Origin of the sequence: Occallatibacter savannae, assembly GCF_003131205.1 — a bacterium.
In the GTDB taxonomy this organism is placed as follows: Bacteria; Acidobacteriota; Terriglobia; order Terriglobales; family Acidobacteriaceae; genus Telmatobacter; species Telmatobacter savannae.
Window position 1 is genome coordinate 97091 of record NZ_QFFY01000008.1, and the last position, 18602, is coordinate 115692.

At 60.2% G+C, this 18602-nt stretch carries 18 protein-coding genes; 9 read left to right on the forward strand and 9 right to left on the reverse strand.

All coding sequences use genetic code 11. The annotated features are described in order from the left end of the window. Positions 1–45: 45 nt before the first annotated feature. From DHV10_RS24135 to chrA, 3 genes are read left to right on the forward strand one after another with little or no spacing between them, the layout of a single operon-like run. Complete coding sequence (locus DHV10_RS24135) at positions 46–558, forward strand: glutathione peroxidase (RefSeq protein ID WP_239462019.1); 513 nt, start codon at positions 46–48, stop codon at positions 556–558. A 3-nt stretch (positions 559–561) separates the two neighbouring features. Beyond that, positions 562–993, forward strand: a complete 432-nt coding sequence (locus DHV10_RS24140; RefSeq protein WP_109488990.1) for a DoxX family protein — start codon at positions 562–564, stop codon at positions 991–993. Positions 994–999: 6 nt separating this feature from the next. Next, positions 1000–2139 (forward strand): chromate efflux transporter, encoded by a 1140-nt coding sequence (gene chrA, locus DHV10_RS24145; protein WP_109488991.1) that lies wholly within the window; start codon positions 1000–1002, stop codon positions 2137–2139. 124 nt (positions 2140–2263) lie between these two features. Here the strand turns inward: chrA and DHV10_RS27395 are convergent, their stop codons facing one another. From DHV10_RS27395 to trpD, 5 genes are all read right to left on the reverse strand, one after another. Beyond that, positions 2264–2557, reverse strand: a complete 294-nt coding sequence (locus tag DHV10_RS27395; RefSeq protein WP_162601859.1) for a hypothetical protein — start codon at positions 2555–2557, stop codon at positions 2264–2266. A 341-nt stretch (positions 2558–2898) separates the two neighbouring features. Further along, on the reverse strand, positions 2899–3501 hold the full coding sequence (locus tag DHV10_RS24155; protein ID WP_109488993.1) for a hypothetical protein: 603 nt from the start codon (positions 3499–3501) through the stop codon (positions 2899–2901). Between the two features lie 78 nt (positions 3502–3579). Then, positions 3580–4389: a DODA-type extradiol aromatic ring-opening family dioxygenase gene (locus DHV10_RS24160; protein ID WP_109488994.1), complete on the reverse strand. Its 810-nt coding sequence runs from the start codon at positions 4387–4389 to the stop codon at positions 3580–3582. Positions 4390–4500: 111 nt separating this feature from the next. Next, positions 4501–5211 (reverse strand): SIMPL domain-containing protein, encoded by a 711-nt coding sequence (locus DHV10_RS24165; RefSeq protein ID WP_162601860.1) that lies wholly within the window; start codon positions 5209–5211, stop codon positions 4501–4503. A gap of 62 nt (positions 5212–5273) precedes the next feature. After that, positions 5274–6311 carry an anthranilate phosphoribosyltransferase gene (trpD, locus tag DHV10_RS24170; RefSeq protein ID WP_239462020.1) on the reverse strand — a complete coding sequence of 346 codons (1038 nt, stop codon included), beginning with the start codon at positions 6309–6311 and terminating at the stop codon, positions 5274–5276. A gap of 110 nt (positions 6312–6421) precedes the next feature. Here trpD and DHV10_RS24175 point away from each other — a divergent pair, with 110 nt between their 5' ends. The 5 genes from DHV10_RS24175 (at position 6422) to DHV10_RS24195 (ending at position 10752) form a co-directional block, all read left to right on the forward strand. After that, positions 6422–6865 carry a DUF5990 family protein gene (locus DHV10_RS24175; protein WP_109488997.1) on the forward strand — a complete coding sequence of 148 codons (444 nt, stop codon included), beginning with the start codon at positions 6422–6424 and terminating at the stop codon, positions 6863–6865. 173 nt (positions 6866–7038) lie between these two features. Next, on the forward strand, positions 7039–8211 hold the full coding sequence (gene sucC / locus DHV10_RS24180) for an ADP-forming succinate--CoA ligase subunit beta (RefSeq protein ID WP_109488998.1): 1173 nt from the start codon (positions 7039–7041) through the stop codon (positions 8209–8211). Positions 8212–8282: 71 nt separating this feature from the next. Then, positions 8283–8669 carry a four helix bundle protein gene (locus DHV10_RS24185; protein ID WP_109488999.1) on the forward strand — a complete coding sequence of 129 codons (387 nt, stop codon included), beginning with the start codon at positions 8283–8285 and terminating at the stop codon, positions 8667–8669. Positions 8670–8686: 17 nt separating this feature from the next. Beyond that, on the forward strand, positions 8687–9559 hold the full coding sequence (gene sucD / locus DHV10_RS24190) for a succinate--CoA ligase subunit alpha (protein ID WP_109489000.1): 873 nt from the start codon (positions 8687–8689) through the stop codon (positions 9557–9559). A gap of 113 nt (positions 9560–9672) precedes the next feature. Further along, positions 9673–10752, forward strand: a complete 1080-nt coding sequence (locus DHV10_RS24195) for an NAD(P)H-dependent flavin oxidoreductase (RefSeq protein WP_109489001.1) — start codon at positions 9673–9675, stop codon at positions 10750–10752. 77 nt (positions 10753–10829) lie between these two features. On the opposite strand, the gene DHV10_RS24200 is transcribed toward DHV10_RS24195, so the two are convergent. Further along, complete coding sequence (locus DHV10_RS24200; RefSeq protein WP_162601861.1) at positions 10830–12902, reverse strand: M13 family metallopeptidase; 2073 nt, start codon at positions 12900–12902, stop codon at positions 10830–10832. Positions 12903–12992: 90 nt separating this feature from the next. Here DHV10_RS24200 and ndk point away from each other — a divergent pair, with 90 nt between their 5' ends. Then, a complete protein-coding gene (ndk, locus tag DHV10_RS24205; protein WP_109489003.1) occupies positions 12993–13409 on the forward strand; it encodes a nucleoside-diphosphate kinase in 417 nt (138 codons plus the stop codon). Positions 13410–13468: 59 nt separating this feature from the next. On the opposite strand, the gene DHV10_RS24210 is transcribed toward ndk, so the two are convergent. From DHV10_RS24210 to DHV10_RS24220, 3 genes are read right to left on the reverse strand one after another with little or no spacing between them, the layout of a single operon-like run. Continuing rightward, the gene (locus DHV10_RS24210; protein ID WP_109489004.1) at positions 13469–14134 is read right to left on the reverse strand and encodes a YceH family protein; all 666 of its coding nucleotides are present in this window, start codon (positions 14132–14134) and stop codon (positions 13469–13471) included. Between the two features lie 50 nt (positions 14135–14184). Next, positions 14185–17298 (reverse strand): efflux RND transporter permease subunit, encoded by a 3114-nt coding sequence (locus DHV10_RS24215; protein ID WP_109489005.1) that lies wholly within the window; start codon positions 17296–17298, stop codon positions 14185–14187. After that, on the reverse strand, positions 17298–18599 hold the full coding sequence (locus DHV10_RS24220; protein WP_109489006.1) for an efflux RND transporter periplasmic adaptor subunit: 1302 nt from the start codon (positions 18597–18599) through the stop codon (positions 17298–17300). The genes DHV10_RS24215 and DHV10_RS24220 overlap by 1 nt, the downstream gene beginning before the upstream one ends. Between the last annotated feature and the right edge of the window lie 3 nt (positions 18600–18602).

The following is an 18602-nucleotide window of genomic DNA, read 5'->3' on the forward strand; positions in this document are numbered from 1 at the left end:
GGGCAACATGACATCCTCAGAGTCAGATCCGTTGAGGAGAAAATGGTGGAAACCGCAAATTCGGTTTTCGATTTCGAAGCCGAGACCCTCGAAGGGCAGCCAAAAAACCTCGCCGACTATCGCGGAAGCGTGCTGCTCATCGTCAATACCGCCAGCCAGTGCGGGTTCACCCCGCAGTACGCGGGCCTGGAAAAACTCTACCGCTCGTATAAGGACCGCGGCCTGGTCGTGCTCGGCTTTCCCTGCAACCAGTTCGGCGCGCAGGAGCCCGGCAACGCAGCCGCCATCGGCGCCTTCTGCGAGAAGAACTACGGCGTCAGCTTCCCGATGTTCGCGAAGATCGACGTGAACGGGGACAATGCCCATCCTCTGTATCGGTATTTGAAAAAGGAGAAGAAGGGGCTGCTCGGGCCTCTCGGTGGCGGCGCCATCAAGTGGAATTTCACCAAGTTCCTCGCCGGCCGCGACGGACGCGTGGTCGCCCGTTATGCCCCGAGCACAAAGCCCGAGAGCCTGACCAGCGACATCGAAAAGCTTCTCCGCGAAAGTCAGGGATGACCGATGCGCAAGAGCCTGCCCATGATCCTGATTCGCGTCATTGTGGGCGTGGTGTTTATCACCGAAGGGATTCTCAAGTTCGCCCGCCCCGCTGAACTGGGCGCCGGGCGCTTCGCGCACATCGGCCTGCCGTGGCCTCACCTGCTGGCTCCGCTGGTGGGCTCGGTCGAGATCGCCGCGGGCGCAGCGCTCATTCTCGGCTTCTTTGCCGGAGACGCCGCGCTGCTGCTGCTCGTCGTGATCCTCACCGCGATCGCGACCACCAAGATACCCATCCTGCTCGGGCATCATTTAGGGCCGTTCGGTGCGCCGAAGCTCGACCAGTACGGGGTGCTCAGCTTCATCCACGAAGCGCGCACGGACCTCGCCATGCTGTTCGGATTGATCGCAATTCTCCTCGACAGCGGCATGCGCTTCAGTCTGCGTGGCCGGTGACGCTGCATGAACCCGACGAAGGCGGAACCCGAGAGGCCTCGAGCCGCGGAGATCTTCGCCTTCTTTCTCCAACTCGGATTAACTGCTTTTGGCGGACCCGCTGCGCATATCGCTCTCATGGAGCAGGGATCGGTGAGCCGGGGATGGCTGAAACGCGAGGAGTTTCTGGACCTCGTCGGTGGGTGCAATCTGCTGCCGGGTCCGAGTTCGACCCAGGTGGCCATGGCGCTGGGTTACCGGCGCGGCGGCGTGCCGGGGCTGGTGATTGCGGGTGCCTGCTTCATTGTGCCTGCTTCTCTAACCACGCTGGCTTTGGCCTGGGCGTATGTGCGCTACGGACGCATGCCGCAGATGGCCGGGTTCCTCTATGGAACCAAGCCGGTCATCGTCGCAATTGTGGCCCAAGCTTTGTGGCGGCTGGGTCAGTCGGCGGTGAAGCGATGGACGCTTGCAGCGCTGGGCATTGCCTGCCTGGCGGGCGCATTTGCCGGAGTTCCGCCACTCGCGATCCTGCTCGCAGCCGGAGCCGTCGCGATCGCGCCGCAGATGAGTCGTTCGGAGAACAGAAGCGCGCTGATGGGCTTCAGCATGCCGGCCATTGGCGCAGGCGGAGCGAGCGCGGCGGGGCTTGGTTCCATTGCGCTGGTGTTTCTGAAGCTTGGTGTTGTGGTCTTCGGTTCGGGATATGTGCTGCTGGCATTCTTGAAGGCGGATCTTGTAGACCGGCTGCACTGGATCAGCATCCAGCAACTCCTCGATGCGGTCACAGCAGGGCAGATGACGCCTGGGCCGGTGTTCGCAACCTCAACCTTTATCGGATATCTCGTGCATGGTTGGACCGGCGCTGTGGTGGCCACTGTGGCGGTGTTCTTGCCGTCGTTCTTCCTCGCAGGTATGGTGGCCGCGCTCGCCGGACGCATTCGGCGATCGAAGATGGCCGGCGCGTTCATCGATGGGGTGAATGTGGCGGCGGTCGCATTAATGGCGCAGGTCGCGCTCGTGCTGGGGCGGGCAAGCCTTGTCGACCGGCCCACCTGGGTTATTGGTGTCGCGAGCGCGGTGCTCCTGTTGTGGAAGCGCGTGAATGCGACCTGGCTGATTCTGGGCGGTGCTTTGGCAGGGATACTGTTGCGGGCTGCGCATTGAATCAAGACAGTCGAAATCGCGAATCACCTCAACTCAGAAGGACCGAAGAATCGGGCCAGCCCCCTAGGGGCGACAGAACCGGAGTGGCGCCATAACTTAACGAGCGCATCAATCCCGATGCCAGTCATTCATCCGGAAACCAGTGTCCCTGTATGTCAGGCCCGCGCAAGTCATCGTGCAGCGCGAATCCTTTGAACACGTCCTGGCGATTTGCGGGGCTGTCTTCAATCAGGTCACAGCGTTGCATGGAGAGTGAGCCGTGCTCCCGGTCTTGTTCCACTGGAAACACGATGAACCTCTTACCCGGCGTTAGCAGAATTGGCAAGTCATAAGAAGAATCCCCATACACGAGGGGATGGACGGATGCGAGAACTACTGAGCCGATGGGCCACGCCGAGCCGCCTCTGATCTGATCCATTATCCGAACTTTTGAGATTTCGTGAAGCAGCCCGAACTCATGCGATTCATAGGGAGAGTCATTGCCCATCTCAACCGGCTCTGAAACGCCCTCAACAATCAGCGCAGTATCGGCATCTCTTCCTAACACCCACGGAGGCATGTTGCAAAATTCCGGAGCACGGGGCGGCGATGGAAGCTGGCGATTCGCTAGATCGGTGTACCCGTAAAGGTGCCATCCAGCCGCGATAGGGAGAAGCTCTCCGAGGCTCCGACATTGTCGGAATCTGGTTAGGCAGGAAAGATTGAAGGTCGTCAGAGTTTCAATCTCTGATTGTGGTGCAGTCGCTGCGTAGGTGACTTCTACGGCCATGCAGATTTCACATCCGCTGGGGCTGCCTTCTTTGAAGTTCGGATGGTCCAGAAGTTGCTCGTCTTGACCCAAACTCGCTCGGAATTTGCAACGGCAGGGCGTCGTAAACTCCCGCGGCTTTTGATCGAAACGATGAGCGCATAACCGTCCGAATCCGCCCCGAAGTGATCGACCACTGAAGTCATCAGGCTAAAGCTCGTTCTGAGTATTTTGTCGTTTTGTACGAGGAACTGGGCATTTATGACTGTGGCCCGACCGCCAAACAAGGTATAGACCCGGTAACCTCCGTGTCTTACTAGCCAATTGAAACTCTTATAGCTTGCGTCACGCAGCACGATCTCATAGCGGCACTCTGTCTTGCTGCAGGTCCCGTCGTAGTGCGCCTCTGCACCCCAGCGATCCATAAGTCTCTGCGCGTCGGCCCAGGTGCTCTGATGAAGATGAATTCCGTGCATGTCAGCCATCAGTTGTTGCGCACGGTACCGCAGGATCCACATTTGTGCTTGAACTAGCGCAAACAGGCCAATTGCCGACACGAGTGCGGACGTTGCGACGATTCTGGCGAGACACGCGATCGACGTTCTGGCGTGCATGTAGACTTAGACACCGGCGGCGAAGGGATTGATCCGCACTGACCCTGACCCCAGCCGAGTTCGCCGATCACCTCAGCTTCAGCCGTCGAAGCGGTAGGCGCTGATCTGGGCGCCCATCGGTTCGTCGGTGAAGACACGCTTGCCGGCCGCATCCCCGCCGGCTCCGGAGACGACCATCAGCGGGATCAGGTGCTCCTCGCGTGGATGCGCGTATGTTGCGAATGGAGCGCTGCGCCACTTTTCGAGAAGAGCATTGCGCTGTTTTGCATTCGACTCGACGGCTGCCGTAAGCCATTCATCGAATGCACGAGCGCGTTCGGCGGTCTGCGGCTGGAAGTAGCCGCGCAGGTTATGAAAGCTCATGCCGCTGCCCACAATGAGCACACCTTCGTCGCGCAACGGCGCGAGAGCGCGTCCGGCGGCGATGTGCAGCGCGGGATCGAGCGACTGATCGAGCGAAAGTGTGACAACCGGGATCTGCGCTTCAGGAAAGGCGACCTTCAATGGCACAAAGACGCCGTGATCGTAGCCGCGCCTGGTGTCGGTGGCCGAGGGCAGCCCTGCGGACTGGAGCAACGCGCTCACGTGTGCGGCGAGTGCCGGATCGCCCGGCGCAGGCCAGGTGAGCTGGTACGTATGCGCGGGGAAGCCGGAGTAGTCGAAGATGAGTTCCGGTTTCGCCGCTGCGCCGGCGGTGAGGGCCGGCTCCTCCCAGTGCCCGCTGATCACGACCATCGCCTTCGGCCGCTCAGGCAGCGTGGCCGCTATCGACTCAAGGAACCGCTGCGTCGGCTGCCAGGTATCCGCCGGACCCCATGTCCAGTCCATGAAGAAGCATGGTCCTCCTCCGTGTGGAAGGAAAATGGCGGGCTGGCGGTTGCTGGACATTGTAGGCGCCCCCTGTAACCGGTCTCTGCCGACCGGCAGCTTATATGTTCAAACAACTAATAGATGATCCGAAGCGCCAGGTTGATTCAGAAAACAGAATGGGCTGCGTTCCTACTCGATCGCAAAGACGGCGTAAACAGTCGCCTCGCGGCTTACCTGGTGCGGCTCGATGGCGAGGGGCTCGGGTGCTGCGTTTGCCGCCTTCATGGCCTTCATTGGCATCGGCCTCGGGAAAGACGGCGCGGACATCTGGTTGCTGACGTAGATCAGAGCGCCGAGGCGGACGCCCATGCCTTTCGCGAGCACTTCGGCGTTGGCGCGAGCGCGGGCAGCAGCTTTGTCGAGCGCCTGAGCTTCGAGCGCCTTCTCGTCCTTGACGGTCCACTCGATCTGGCCGCTCGAAGTGGCTCCGGCGTTCACGGCGGCATCGAGAATCTCGGCGGCGCGTTCGGGCGCTACCTTCACGGTCCAGTCCTGGTGCAGCGTGTACTTGCGCAGTTTGGTGGTCCAGTCGCGATCGAGGTATTGCGACTCGCTGCGGATCGCGCTCTCAGCCACTCCCGCCTGCTTGAGCGCGGAGATGATCGCATTGGAAGCGCGCGTTCCCTCGGCATAGGCGCCCTTCGCGTCCTGCGGCTGAGTGACAAAGCCGATGTGCAGAATCGCCTGGTCGGGCTCCACGGAGACGTTGTCCGTCGCACTCACGGTAAGCGTGCGGTTGCTGCTGTCGACTTTGAGCTCGGGCTGCGTTTGCTGCTGAGCACCGGCGGAGAGGGCCGCGCCGAGTACCGCGGAAGTAAGGGCTGCGAAGGGGAGTTTCATCTCTTGCTCCTTGAATCGAACCACGCAAATCTTCTGCGCTCTAGTGAAGGAACGCGCGAGCGCTACTTTCTTGCATGCTTCTCTCCGAATTGACGAAGTTTGGCCAGCGTTGCGGCCGCCTGTCCGGAATCGATGGCTTCGGCGCCCATCTCCACACCTTCCTTCAGGCCTTCAGCGATACCCGCCGCAACCAGCGTAGCCGCGGCGTTGAGCAACACGATGTCACGCCGCGCGCCTTTGATGCCGGTGAGCACGTCGTAGAGCAGCGCCTTGTTCGTCTCGATGTCGCCGCCGGTAAAGTCCTCGAGTTTGGCGCGAGGCAGCCCGGCCATCTCGGGCGTGATGCGTGCGGCTTTCAGATGCGGCTCGGTTTCGCCTTCGACTTCGATGATGCGAGCCACCACCGACTCGCCCGTAGTGGTCAGCTCGTCGATGCCGTCGGTCCCGTGGACCACAAAAGCCCGTCTCGATCCGAGCGCCTGCAGGGCACGGCCGACAAGAAGAACCCGGCTGGGCGCAAGCACTCCCACCACCTGAATCCGTGCGTGCGCCGGATTCGTCAGCGGTCCACAGAGATTAAAGATGGTGCGGAACCCGAGCGCGCGACGCAGCGGGTTCATGGCCTTCATTGCCGGGTGGTAGAGCGGCGCAAAGAGAAAGACAAAGCCCGTCTCGCGCAGGCACTCGACTGCAAGTTCAGGCGAAAGGTCGATGGGCACGCCGAGCGCTTCTAGCACGTCGGCGGCTCCGCACCGCGACGTGACAGCGCGGTTGCCATGCTTTGCCACCTTGGCTCCGGTCGCCGCCGCCACCAGCGCTGCTCCGCACGAAATATTGAAGGTGAGCGGTCCGCCACCGCCCGTGCCAACGCAGTCCACCAGTTCGGCGCGCTCTTCGTCAGTGAGGGGAACGGGGACGCACTGCTCGCGCATCACGTCGACGAAGCCGGCGAGTTCGGCGGCCTGCTCGCCACGCGTGGCCAGAACCGTGAGCAGCGCCGCGGTCTCGACGTCGGGCACCTGACCGGAGAGGATCTGGCGCAGCACGTCCCGCGCCTCATCGCGCGTGAGCTGTGCGCCGTCTTCTGCGAGCGGTCTCAACAAGGTTTTCAGGGAGTCCATATCTTTGATTATGGTAACCGTGTGAGGTTGAGCGTAGTGAAAAGGCAGCTCCAGGTCAGGAGTGATATCACGGTAGAAGGAGCGAGTTTATGGAACGTGAGCTGACGTTTCGGGTCGTGCTGGAGAAACCGCCTGCTGGCGTGGACTTTGCGTTGCAGAAAGGAAAGGGCAGTCAATACGAAATCGTGCAGAAGCAGCGATCGAAAGGCAACGATCTGCGATTTGAGTTCACAGCGCGAGCTGTATTGGACGGAGAGGGCGATGCACCGAATCTGCTTGGCCAGTTTGTACAAGGGCAGCCAGAATCGCGCTTCGTCTACATCGGTATCGGAAGATTCGCGGGGCAGACCGGAACGGAATGGAGCCGGCGACTGAAGGTTCCACTGAGCGGAGTCAGTGCGGAGATGGTCAATGAAGTGGGGCGCAGGCCCAACACAATACTCGAAACGCATGTTCCGGGGACGGGAAAAGATGGCGGGCCGAACTGCGCTACGGTGAAGCCGTTTGCAGGTTGGAAGCTTGTCACGCGCTGAATCTCGCGGTTCGCTGGCTCTGATGCCGCCTGTCGACCGGTTCGCTCGTTTGCGAGCCCATCGTGCAGCAAGATAGTATTTTCTTACCGCTGGCACGATCGTGCTGACGTCGTTTGTCGCTGTCCTGTACCAATTCCCTGAAACATCAGCAGACCCGGGCGGACCCAACCAACATGAAAATTCACGAGTATCAGGCAAAAGAGATCCTGGCGAAGTATGGCGTGGCTGTGCCCAAGGGCGAAATGGCCAATACGCCTGAAGAAGCGGCCGCTGAGGCGCGCAAACTTTTCGCCGAGGGCGCGAGCGGCGTAGTGGTCAAGGCGCAGATTCACGCCGGTGGACGCGGCAAGGGCGGCGGCGTAAAAGTGGCCCGCAGCCGCGAAGAAGCCGAAGAGCATGTGAAGAACATCCTCGGCATGCAACTCGTTACGCATCAGACCGGCCCGCAGGGACAGAAGGTGCAGCGTTTGCTGATTGAAGAGACGGCCGCGATCGATCGCGAGCTGTATCTCGGCATTGTGCTCGATCGCGCGACGGGCAAGCTCGTCTTCATGGCATCGCAGGCAGGCGGCATGGAGATCGAAGAGGTCGCCGCAAAGAGGCCCGAGGCCATCTATAAGGAAGCGATTGACCCCGCGGTTGGGTTCGGAGCATGGCAGGCACGCAAGCTGGCGTTCGCGCTTGGCCTCAAGCCGACGCAGATCAACCAGGCGGTTGCATTTTTCCAGAGCCTCTACAAGGCATTCATCGATACCGATGCGTCACTGGTGGAGATCAATCCGTTCATCACCACCAAGGACGACAAGCTCTTCGCGCTCGACGCCAAAATCAACTTCGACGATAACGCCCTGTTCCGGCATCCCGACATCAAGGCACTGCGCGACGTGGCCGAAGAAGATCCGCTCGAAGTGGAAGCGAGCAAGTACGCGCTGAACTACATCAAGCTCGACGGCACCATCGCCTGCATGGTCAACGGCGCTGGACTTGCCATGGCGACGATGGACATTATTCAGTACGCCGGCGGCTCGCCTGCAAACTTCCTCGATGTGGGCGGCGGCGCGACACAGGAGCAGATCGAGCACGCATTCGAGATCCTGCTGTCCGACGCAAACGTCAAAGCAATCTTCATCAATATTTTTGGCGGCATTCTGCGTGTCGATCGGCTCGCGACAGGCGTTGTGGCCGCGGCGAAGAAGCTTAACGTAAAGGTCCCGATCGTGCTGCGGCTCGAAGGCACGAACGTGGAAGAGGGCCGCAAGATCCTCAAGGATTCAGGCCTGAACTTCCAGGTAGGCGCAACGATGAAGGAAGCTGCTGAGTTGGTAGTGAAGGCAGCCAAAAGCTAGGAGCTTTCAGCCTTCAGCTTTCAGCTTTCAGCTCCCCGGATATCGGAGGTCGAGAATGGCAAGAGATCAAGATGCCTCAAGATGCACAGGATTTGAAAGTTTGGCAACGCGCAATCGACCTCACTGTTTGTATTTACCAGTTGACTAAGCACTTTCCGAAAGAAGAGACGTATGGGCTGGTATCACAACTACGTCGCGCCAGTGTATCCGTGGCGAGCAACATCGCCGAAGGGCGAGGACGGCTAAATGCAGCCGAGTTCAGGCAGTTTCTTGGCATTGCGTTAGGTTCTACTTTCGAGGTTAAGACTCAACTCATCGTCGCCAGGAGACTAGATATGGGTTCTTCGGCGGCGATCGACGAGGCAGCCGCACTTGGTGAAGAAGTTTCCAAGATGCTTACTTCGTTTATTCAAAAACTTAGCTCGAAGGCAACGTCCAAGCTGAGAGCTGAAAGCTGATAGCTAGGAGCTTTAAGATGTCGGTTCTGGTAGACAACAATACGCGGCTCATCGTGCAGGGCATCACTGGTAAAGAAGGCACGTTCCACGCGCTCGGATGCGCGGAGTACGGCACCAAAGTGGTCGGCGGAGTGACACCCGGCAAAGGCGGAACTAAACACGAGGGCTGGCCGGTGTTCAGCACAGTTGCCGATGCAGTGAAAGAGACCGGCGCAAACGCCACCATGATCTTTGTGCCGCCGCCGTTTGCGGCAGACGCAATTCTCGAGGCCGAGGACGCGGGCATTCCGCTCATCGTCTGCATCACAGAAGGCATCCCCACACTCGATATGGTCAAGGTCTGGGCGAAGCTGAAGTGGTCGAAGTCTCGCCTCATCGGACCGAACTGCCCGGGTGTCATTTCGCCGGGCAAGGCCAAGATCGGCATCATGCCGGGGCGCATTCACAAGGAAGGGAACGTCGGAATCGTTTCGCGATCGGGCACGCTGACTTACGAAGCCGTGCATCAGCTCACGCAACGCGGCATCGGGCAGTCGACCGCAATCGGCATCGGTGGCGATCCCATCATCGGGACGACGCACATCGACGCGTTGCGCCTGCTGAATGATGATCCAGACACCGAAGCAATCATCATGATCGGCGAGATCGGCGGCACCAATGAAGAGGCTGCAGCTGCGTTCGTCAAGCAGAACGTAAAGAAGCCGGTGGTCGGATTCATCGCCGGTCAGACGGCTCCTCCAGGACGCCGCATGGGCCACGCGGGCGCCATCATCTCTGGCGGAGAAGGCACCGCCGAGGGCAAGATGAAGGCGATGCGCGAGGCGGGCATTCACGTAGTTGTTTCTCCAGCTGAGATCGGGGAGACGCTGGCGAAAGTGATTGGGAAGTGAAGCAGCTTTTAGCTGTTAGCTTCTAGCTTTTAGCTGAAACCAGAGGCTCACCGCGAGGTGGGCCTTCTTGCTTGCGGAAGATAGCAAATGGTTCACCGCGGAGGATCCTGAAAATGAAGAGCGCCATTGCAAGTGCAGAGAACTTTGCATCTCGCCTGGGCATTCGTTTGCCCGTGCTGCTCGCTCCCATGGCAGGCGCGTGCCCTGTGTCTCTTTCCGCGGCGGTGGCGAGTGCGGGCGGAATGGGTGCGTGCGGCGCGCTGCTGATGAAGCCGGAGGAGATCGCCGCGTGGTGTGCGGAGTTCCGCGTGCAGAGCGAGGGCGAGTTTCAGATCAATCTCTGGATCCCCGGGCCGGAGCCGAAACGGGATGCGGAACTGGAACGACGTCAGCGGGAGTATCTGGCGCAGTGGGGACCGGAGGTGCCGGAAAGCGCGGCGGAAGGCGTGTTGCCCGACTTCGACGCGCAGTGCCGGGCGATCCTGGATGCCAGGCCAAAGGCGATTTCGTCGATCATGGGGCTGTATGCGCCTAACTTTGTACAGGAAATGAAGGCGCGTGGAATCTTGTGGTTCGCAACAGCAACCACCGTTGGAGAAGCGAAAGCGGCACAAGCAGCTGGAGCCGACGCCATCATCGCGCAGGGTGCTGAGGCCGGCGGCCATCGTGGCACCTTCAACGCGGACGAAGCTGTGCAGCGAATGGTCGGCCTCTTCGCATTGCTTCCGCAGATTGTCGACGCAGTCTCTGTTCCCGTGATCGCGACAGGCGGCATTGCAGACGCTCGTGGCGTAGCTGCCGCTCTGGTTCTGGGCGCAAGCGCGGTGATGATCGGCTCCGCGTTCTTGCGCTGCCCGGAAGCCAAGATCAATCCCGCATGGGCCGATGCGCTCGCCAATACCGGAGCAGACGAAACCATGATTACCGCTGCGTTCACCGGGCGGCCGGGCCGTGGCGTTGCGAACGCGTATGTGCGCGCATCCGCGGCACCGGACGCGCCCCCGCCCGCACCTTACCCGATCCAGCGAGGATTGACGCGCGCCATGCGTGACGCTGCTGCGAAAGAAGGCAAAGCTGATCGCATGCAGATGTGGGCGGGACAGGCAATGATGCTGGCGCGCGCGAAGCCAGCAGGAGAGACCACTGCGAAGATCTGGCAAGAGGCCGTAGAGATGCTCTCGCCCGCGAGGTGAGACTTCGCGGTTTGAGAAATTTAAACCGGCACTTTAAATTTCTCAAACTCACAAAGTCTCATCGCATCCGGTCGGTGTCACCACACCCGGCACGCCTTTACGCTCACCATCTTGTCTCCGGCCTTGCAATTAAAGCTCTTTGCGAACTCAGGCAGATCCTGCAGAACAGAGTTCGTTCGATATTCATCGGGCGAGTGCGGGTCGGTCTGAGCCTGGCTGCGAAGCTGCTCGGGCCGCGTCTGCGTGCACCACTGCTGCGCGTAGGCGATCCAGAAGCGCTGTTCGGGCGTATAGCCGTCGATCTTCGCATTCATGTCGAGGTGCGCTGTCTGGGCTTTGTCCTGCCACGCAAGCCACGCCAGCCATAGGCCGCCGAGGTCCGCGAGATTTTCGCCCAGCGTGAGCTTGCCATTCAGATGCACGCCAGGAACGGCTTCGATCGCATCGTACTGGTCGACCATGCACTGCGCCTTCTGCTTGAACTTGGCCTCGTCGTCCTTGGTCCACCAGTCCTTAAGGTTGCCGTCCTTGTCGAACTGCCGACCTTCGTCGTCGAAGCCGTGGGTGAGCTCGTGGCCGATGGTGGACCCCATATCCCCATAGTTGGCGGCATCGTCTTCCTTGCCGCTGTAGAAGGGCGGCTGGAAATATCCGGCGGGGAAGTTGACGTTGTTCTGCTGCGGGTCGTAGTAGGCATTCACCGTCGGCGGCGACATACCCCATTCCGTTTTATCAACCGGCTTGCCGATCTTCGCAAGCTCGCGGTTGAAGTTGAACTGGCGCACTCGCTCCAGGTTCCCGAGCGCGTCGCCGCGCACGATGACCAGCTTTGAGTAGTCCCGCCACTTGTCCGGGTAGCCGATCTTGTTCATCACTGTCTTCAGCTTCTCTTTGGCCTGCTGCTTGGTGGCCGGGCTCATCCAATCGAGCGAGTCGATGTCCTTGCTCATTGCCTGCTCGATCGCGAGGGTCATCTCCAGAGCCTGCTGTTTTTCCTCCGGCGGAAAGTACTTCGCTACGTAGACCTGCCCGAGAGCCTCGCCCATCTCGCGATCGACCCGGCTGGTACAGCGTTTCCAGCGCTCCTGCTGCTTCTCGGCCCCGTTGAGGATATGCGCGTAGAAGTTCCAGGTCTCTGTCTCGAACGCCTGGGGCATGCTGGTCCCGGCATAGGAGTGCAGCAAATGCCAGCGCAGGTAAGTGCGAATCTGGTCGACCGGAGTTGTCGCAACCAGATCATTGAACTCGGCCATGAACTTCGGCTCGGTCTCGTTGGCTTTGCCGGATGCAGGTGCGTGCGCCGCTTCGTCGTAGTCGGCAAGCTTGAAGTGCGTCAACGTTCCAGACAACGCGGCGACATCCGTGGGATGGTTCAGGTTGTGCGGATCGCGCTGCTCGGTAACGGTGAGCGATGCCTTCGCCAGACGCGTTTCGATCGCCATCACCGTTTCAGCATCCTTCGCGGCCTGTTCTTCCGGCTCTCCGGCGAGCACGAACATCTTGCGAACGTGCTCGACATACTGCTTGCGCTGTTCGGCCGATTTCGCATCGGTGCGGAAATAGTAATCGCGTTCGGGCAGACCGAGGCCACCCGCGTTATAGAAAGAGATGACCTGATTTGCGTCCCCGTAGTCCTGGTTGGCGCTGAAGTCAAAAAAAGCATCCACGCCGATCGTGTGCAGGTGCGCGAGCAACACGGGCAACTCGTCAGGCCGGGTGAGCGCGGCGATCCGATCGAGTTCGGGCTTGATCGGCGTAAGACCCAGCTTGTCGACCGCGGCAGTGTCCATGCAGCTGGCGTACTCGTCTCCGATCTTCTGCTCGTTTGCGGTGCGGTTCGAGTCCGGCTTCGACGCCTGCTCGAGTATCTGCCTGAGGTGCAGCCGATTCAGTTCGAAAAGCTCGGTGAAGCGTCCGTAAGAAGCCTGATCAGCCGGCAGCGGATTGCGCTTGAACCAGTTGTTGCAGCTGAATCGGTAGAAGTTTTCACATGGGCTCACAGACGTGTCGACCAGCGAGGTATCGAAAACCCGAAGCTCATGCCTGGTTTGCTCTGATTCGATGTGCGTCTGGCTGATTGCAGGTGTTGCGGCGAGAACAGCAAGGAGTGCGAGACCCAGAGAGGGAGATGCTGCGGAAAACCGATGCATGGCGAAACTGTAGCAGATGCGATCCCATGTCCGGCCAGCGCGGCAAGTACAATATTGGATGGGATAAAACCAATACTGAGGAGTCATTGAGTGGCGCAGCGCACTTTCAGCATCATCAAGCCTGACGCGGTGAAGAACGGTCACGCGGCGGCGGTTTTGGCCGATATCGAAAAGGCCGGATTCAAGATCGTCACCATTCGCAAGCAGTCGATCTCAAAAGAACAGGCGCAGGGCTTCTACTACGTGCACAAGGAGCGGCCGTTCTTTGGCGAGCTTTGCAATTTCATGTCGTCGGGGCCGATCTTCCTCATGGTCCTGGAAAAAGAGAATGCGATTGCCGATCTGCGCAAGCTGATGGGCGCAACCAATCCGGCCAGCGCGGAAGAGGGCACCATCCGTAAGAAGTATGCGAAGTCGATCGGAGAAAATGCCATCCACGGATCGGACGCCGAGGAGACGGCGAGCTTCGAAATCGGCTACTGGTTCGCGGGATACGAGCTGATCTGAAGACAGTTCTCAGTTGTCAGTCTTCAGCTGTCAGTCGTCAGCTGGTTCCTTGAGCCGATTCAACCAAAGAGGCTCTCAACTTTTTCGCGCAGGGCTGCGACTTCGCGTTGCAGCTCTGCGACATTCGACTCGAGCTGCGCGATGCGCTCTTGGTAGCTCGATGCCGTTGACTGAGGCTCTTCTGCCGCTGACTCCCCGTCGGCAGCGATCGAAGACTCCACCGGACCCGAGAGCAAATGGGCATAGCGGGATTCGCGTGCCCCGGGCTGGCGCGCCAGCAGCGTGACCAGCGGTGGCTCGCGTTCCATCAACTTCTGCAGCCCGTTCGTCACATCGCTGATCTCGGTAAACTCGTGCAGGCGTTCGGTGCGGCCGCGAAGCTCGCCGGGCGTCTGCGGCCCACGTAATAGCAGAACGCAGATCAACGCAGTCTCGGCCCGGCTGAAGTTGAACGCTTCGCCGAGCCAGTGTTCGTATTTCATCACGCGGCCGTCTGCCGATCGAGCACGGCCCGCAAGCTGCTTCGCTTCCAACCCATGCAGAGCCTGCCGAAGATCATCCTCATCGAGATTCATGATCGGCTCGCGATTCGAGCGTTGATTGCATGCATTCATCAGCGCATTCAACGAGAGCGGATAGTAGTCCGGCGTGGTGATCTCTTTTTCAATCAGAGACCCGAGGACGCGGGCTTCGGCCTGGGTAAGCTTCACGGGCTCGGTAAGCATAGCTTCATTGTGACAGAACAGAGATCAGAGAACACCGGTCAGGTCGAGCATCAAACGAGTTCTGCTTGAGCCTTTCGGTTTTTCGTCAGAAGGAAGTAGACGATCGGGGTAACGACGAGGCTAAGCACCATGGAGATCGTGAGTCCGCCGATCACGGCGATTGCCAGCGGCTGCAGCATCTGCGACCCCGCCCCTATCGCGAAAGCCAGCGGGAGCATGCCGCAGACCGCGGCGATGGCCGTCATCACGATGGGGCGAAGCCGGCGCTGCGCTGCATGAATCATCGCCTCAGCGGCAGAGAGGCCTTCAGCGCGGAACTTCTCGTCCGCATCGAGAAGCAGGATTCCGTTCTTCGCTACGATTCCGATGACCATGATGATGCCCATGAACGACGCGACATTGAACGTGGTGTGCGTGATCAGCAGCGCCAGAATCACGCCCGAGATCGAAAGAACGGATGACGTCAGAATCGCAATCGGGGCAGGGAAGTTTCGAAACTCTGCAAGCAGCACGCCAAACACCAGCGCGAGGGCCAGCATCAGGACCTTCAGCAGATCGTGGAATGACTTCTGCTGTTCTTCGTAGGTACCGCCGTAGGTGACCCGCACGGACGCGGGGAGGTGCAACCCGTCGACGGTCTCCCGAACGTTCTTCATCGCACTGCCAAGGTCCGAGCCCTCCAGACGGCCGGTGACCGCGACCATGCGCTGAAGGTTTTCCCGGCGAATTTCATTTTGTGGCGGAATCTGCTGAATGGCTGCCAACGAACCGAGGCTGGCGGTATGCCCCGATGCACTGTTGAAGACTGTGTTCTGGATGGCATCCAGGGATGCCCGGTGTTCGTCGCTCAGCCGCACGCGAATGGTGTAGGGACGGCCGTTCGCGATCAGCGGATCGTTTGTGGGAAGACCATCAAGAATTGAAGTTGCGTCTTCAGCGACCTCGGTGGGTGTGAAGCCAAGCCGTGCGGCGACAGTCGGGTCTACCTGGAAGCTGGTTGCAGGGCCGCTGATCGTGTCCTCGATGCCGTTTTTCACGTCGACTACGCCCGGGATCTTCTCGATTGCACTACCGACGCGCGGACCGAGTTGCGTGAGGAGCGCCTCGTCTTCAGCGAAGATTTTGATCTGAATAGGTTCGGGTGCGTTTGAGAGATCCCCGATCATGTCCTGCAGCACCTGGGGGAAGTCGACGTCCAGTTCGGGTTCGGTTCTTTTGATCTCACTTCGCACGTCGTCGATGATCTCGTCGATGCCGCGGCTGCGTTTGGACTTGAGCTTCACCGTAAAGTCGCCTGTATTGGCCTCAGTGACAGCAGCAAGCCCCATCTGCAGGCCGGTGCGGCGCGATGTGCTTTCGACCTCAGGCTGCTCGCGCAGTATGCGTTCGACATGCTGGAGAACGCGGTTGGTCTCGGTCAGCGAACTCCCTGCGGGCATGATGTAGTCGAGGATGAAGCCGCCTTCATCCATCTCCGGCAGCAGGTCGGAGCCGAGAAAGCGATAACCAACGTAGGTTCCAATCACCAGCAAAAGGCAGGCGAGGCCCAGCCAGATCGGCTTTGCCAGCGCCCAATCGAGCACGCGCTTATGGGCGCTCAACACGCCGGAGAGCAGGCGCCCTGCTGTGTGATCCTTGCTTTCGGCATTTTCTCCACGACGATCCCGCAGAATGACCAGGCTCAGGCCCGGGGTCCACGTCAATGCAAGCATGAGCGAGGTCAGCAGGGCCGCTGCCATGGTGATCGCCAGCGCGCGGAAGAAGGTGCCTGTTACTCCGCTGACGGAGATGAGCGGCAGGAAGACTACGACCGGCGTGATCGTGGATCCGATAAGCGGGACGGTGATCTCGCTCAGAGCTTTGCGTACGGCGCTGGCGCGGGGCTCCCCGTTATCGCGATGCATCACGATGTTCTCGACAACCACGATCGCGTCATCAATCACGAGGCCGATGGCAGCGGCTAGGCCGCCGAGCGTCATCAGGTTGAAGCTTTGTCCGATGGCCCAGAGGACGAGGATTGTCACCGCAACGGTGACCGGGATGACCATCCCCGCAACGAGGGAAGAACTCCAGTCGCGGAGAAACAGGAACAGGATGATGCAGGCGAGAATTAGCCCGATGAAGATCGCGTCGCGCACGCTGGCGATGCTGTCGCGCACCAGTTGCGACTGATCGTAGAAGGGCTCAAGCTTTACGCCGGGAGGCAGCTTCTGCCGAAGCTGAGCGATCTCGGCGTCTACCGCATTGGCTACCGCGACTGTGTTCGACGCCGGCTGCCGGGCGATCGTGATAAGGACAGCGGGCTTTCCATTCGATGTAACCGTCGTGTAGACCGGCAACGTTGAAAGCTCCACGCTCGCAACATCGGCCACGTGCACCGGGGCTCCTGCTGGAGTCGTCTTCACTACAAGCTGCCGCAGTTGCTCTTCGTCGTGCACCTGCGCGCCGACCAGGCCCAGGATCAGCTGGTGATTCGCTTCATAGAGACCCGGCGAATCGATGATGTTCGAGGCCTGGATAGCGTTGACCAGATCGGTCACCGTAACACCATCGGCCGCGAGTAACTGCAGGTTCGGCGTTACGTGATACTCCGGCGTTTGCCCGCCCTGCACGATCACCGTGCTCACGCCTTCCACGCGATTCAACGGCGGCTTCAGCTCGTAGGTGGCGAGTTCCCAGAGACGGGTCTGCGGGACGGTGTCGGAGGTGAGGCTGTAACCCAGGATCGGGAACGTCGCGAAGGTGAGCCGATTCGTCGTGATGCGCGCGGTTGCAGGAAGATCCTTTGCGACTTTGCTCAGCGCAGCGTCGGTGAGCTGAAGCTCACGATACATATCGACGTTCCAGTCGAAGAAGAGACTCACCTCGGCTGATCCGCGACTGGTGGTGGAGCGAACCGTCGTCAAGCCGGGAACCGAGTTCACCGCATTCTCAATCGGCCGCGTGATGGTCACTTCCATCTGCTCAACCGGCATCACGCCGTTATCAATGCCGATCACAACGCGCGGGAAATTTGTCTCCGGGAAGACAGAGATCGGCACCTGCAGCGCCGCGTAGATTCCCGCAATCGTGAGCACAGCCGCGAAGAAAAAGATGGGTCGCGTGAAGCGCGTCAGCCAGAAGGAGTCGTTTGGCGCTACCGGTGTCTGGGTGGCGATCGACATCAGTCCTTGTCGCCTCCCTTATCGGCCCCGGGCTTGTCCTCGTCTTCGTCGGGCTTGCCGACCTTGACCTTTGTGCCCTTATCGAGACCGTAGGAGCCGCTCGTGATGACCATGTCGGCTGTAGTCACGCCCTGCGTGACCTGGATGTCGTCTCCGTCCTGAATGCCGGTCTGCACAGGCTTCTTCTGCGCGGTACCGTCCGAACCGACGACCATGACAGACTTTGCTCCATCATCCCCGGTGAGGATTGCGGAGACCGGAACCTTCAGCGCGTTCTCAACGGTGTGCCCTGTGATGGAGACCTTAACCGGCGTGCCGACCTTCAGCGCTCCCTTTTTGTTGTCGGTCTTAAGCCAGATTTCGATGGTCGTGCTGCCGGCGTCGAGCGCAGGGCTGATCAGCGCCACTTTTGCCGGAACGGGATCGGCGATGCCGGGCACCGCGATCGTCGCGTCATCGCCGAGCTTCATCTGTTGCGCGAGGCTCTGCGCGATGTGGGTTTTTGCGAGCAGAGACGAGGTGTCCATCACCGTAATCACCGGTGCGCCGCCGGCTGGAGTCTCTCCGGCATAGAGCGGCCGATCCGTCACGACGCCGTTGATCGGGCTGCGGATCTCGGTGAAGCTCACCTGCGCTGCGGCCGCCTTGTACTTGCCCTCCGCGGATGTCAGGTTGCCCTGCGCCGTTTTGAGTTCGGCATCGCGATTTACGTTTTGCATCGACTCGAGATGTTTCGACGCCGTCTCGTATGCGGCCTGCGCCTGCACCAGCGCGGCCTGCGCCGTATCCAGATCGCGGCCGGGAATGGCGCCCTGCGCGAAAAGCTGTTTGCGGTTGTTGACGATGCTGGTGTTCAGATCGAGATTGGCCTTTGCCTGCGCGAGGTCGAGTTGCGCCTTCTGTACATCTTCAGGAACCTGCGCCTTTGTGGCAGTCGCATAGGCGGCCTGCGCGGCCTCGTACGCGCCCTTGTTGTCCTGCGCGCCGCCAACCAGGTCAGCGTTCTCAAGCACCGCGAGCAGTTGGCCCTCTTTCACCTTCGCGCCGCGCTGCACGTAGAACTTCTTGACGGGTGCGGCAATCTTGGGCTGAATGGCGGCCTGCGCAAGCGGCGCCAGAATCGCGTCTGCCGTGATGTGCTCGGAGATCGCACCCTGCTCCGGATGTTCGGCCTGCACCGTAACCTCAGGCGCGGGTGTCTCTTCCTTCTTGCATCCTGAAAAAGCGAGTACGGCAGAGAGCGCCGCAGCAAGCAGCGTGCAATTCACGATGAGACGGCGGTTGAAGGGCTTTTCGTTCATGAG

What these genes read in the sequence shown, in the direction of transcription:
- DHV10_RS24185 (WP_109488999.1), top strand. Translation starts at nt 8,283, where the DNA reads ATGCCTCAAGATGCACAGGATTTGAAAGTTTGGCAACGCGCAATCGAC.
- DHV10_RS24165 (WP_162601860.1), bottom strand. Translation starts at nt 5,211, where the DNA reads ATGAAACTCCCCTTCGCAGCCCTTACTTCCGCGGTACTCGGCGCGGCC.
- DHV10_RS24215 (WP_109489005.1), bottom strand. Translation starts at nt 17,298, where the DNA reads ATGTCGATCGCCACCCAGACACCGGTAGCGCCAAACGACTCCTTCTGG.
- DHV10_RS24210 (WP_109489004.1), bottom strand. Translation starts at nt 14,134, where the DNA reads ATGCTTACCGAGCCCGTGAAGCTTACCCAGGCCGAAGCCCGCGTCCTC.
- chrA (WP_109488991.1), top strand. Translation starts at nt 1,000, where the DNA reads ATGAACCCGACGAAGGCGGAACCCGAGAGGCCTCGAGCCGCGGAGATC.
- sucD (WP_109489000.1), top strand. Translation starts at nt 8,687, where the DNA reads ATGTCGGTTCTGGTAGACAACAATACGCGGCTCATCGTGCAGGGCATC.
- DHV10_RS24200 (WP_162601861.1), bottom strand. Translation starts at nt 12,902, where the DNA reads ATGCATCGGTTTTCCGCAGCATCTCCCTCTCTGGGTCTCGCACTCCTT.
- DHV10_RS24140 (WP_109488990.1), top strand. Translation starts at nt 562, where the DNA reads ATGCGCAAGAGCCTGCCCATGATCCTGATTCGCGTCATTGTGGGCGTG.
- DHV10_RS24195 (WP_109489001.1), top strand. Translation starts at nt 9,673, where the DNA reads ATGAAGAGCGCCATTGCAAGTGCAGAGAACTTTGCATCTCGCCTGGGC.
- DHV10_RS27395 (WP_162601859.1), bottom strand. Translation starts at nt 2,557, where the DNA reads ATGGATCAGATCAGAGGCGGCTCGGCGTGGCCCATCGGCTCAGTAGTT.
- DHV10_RS24155 (WP_109488993.1), bottom strand. Translation starts at nt 3,501, where the DNA reads ATGCACGCCAGAACGTCGATCGCGTGTCTCGCCAGAATCGTCGCAACG.
- DHV10_RS24175 (WP_109488997.1), top strand. Translation starts at nt 6,422, where the DNA reads ATGGAACGTGAGCTGACGTTTCGGGTCGTGCTGGAGAAACCGCCTGCT.
- sucC (WP_109488998.1), top strand. Translation starts at nt 7,039, where the DNA reads ATGAAAATTCACGAGTATCAGGCAAAAGAGATCCTGGCGAAGTATGGC.
- DHV10_RS24220 (WP_109489006.1), bottom strand. Translation starts at nt 18,599, where the DNA reads ATGAACGAAAAGCCCTTCAACCGCCGTCTCATCGTGAATTGCACGCTG.
- DHV10_RS24160 (WP_109488994.1), bottom strand. Translation starts at nt 4,389, where the DNA reads ATGTCCAGCAACCGCCAGCCCGCCATTTTCCTTCCACACGGAGGAGGA.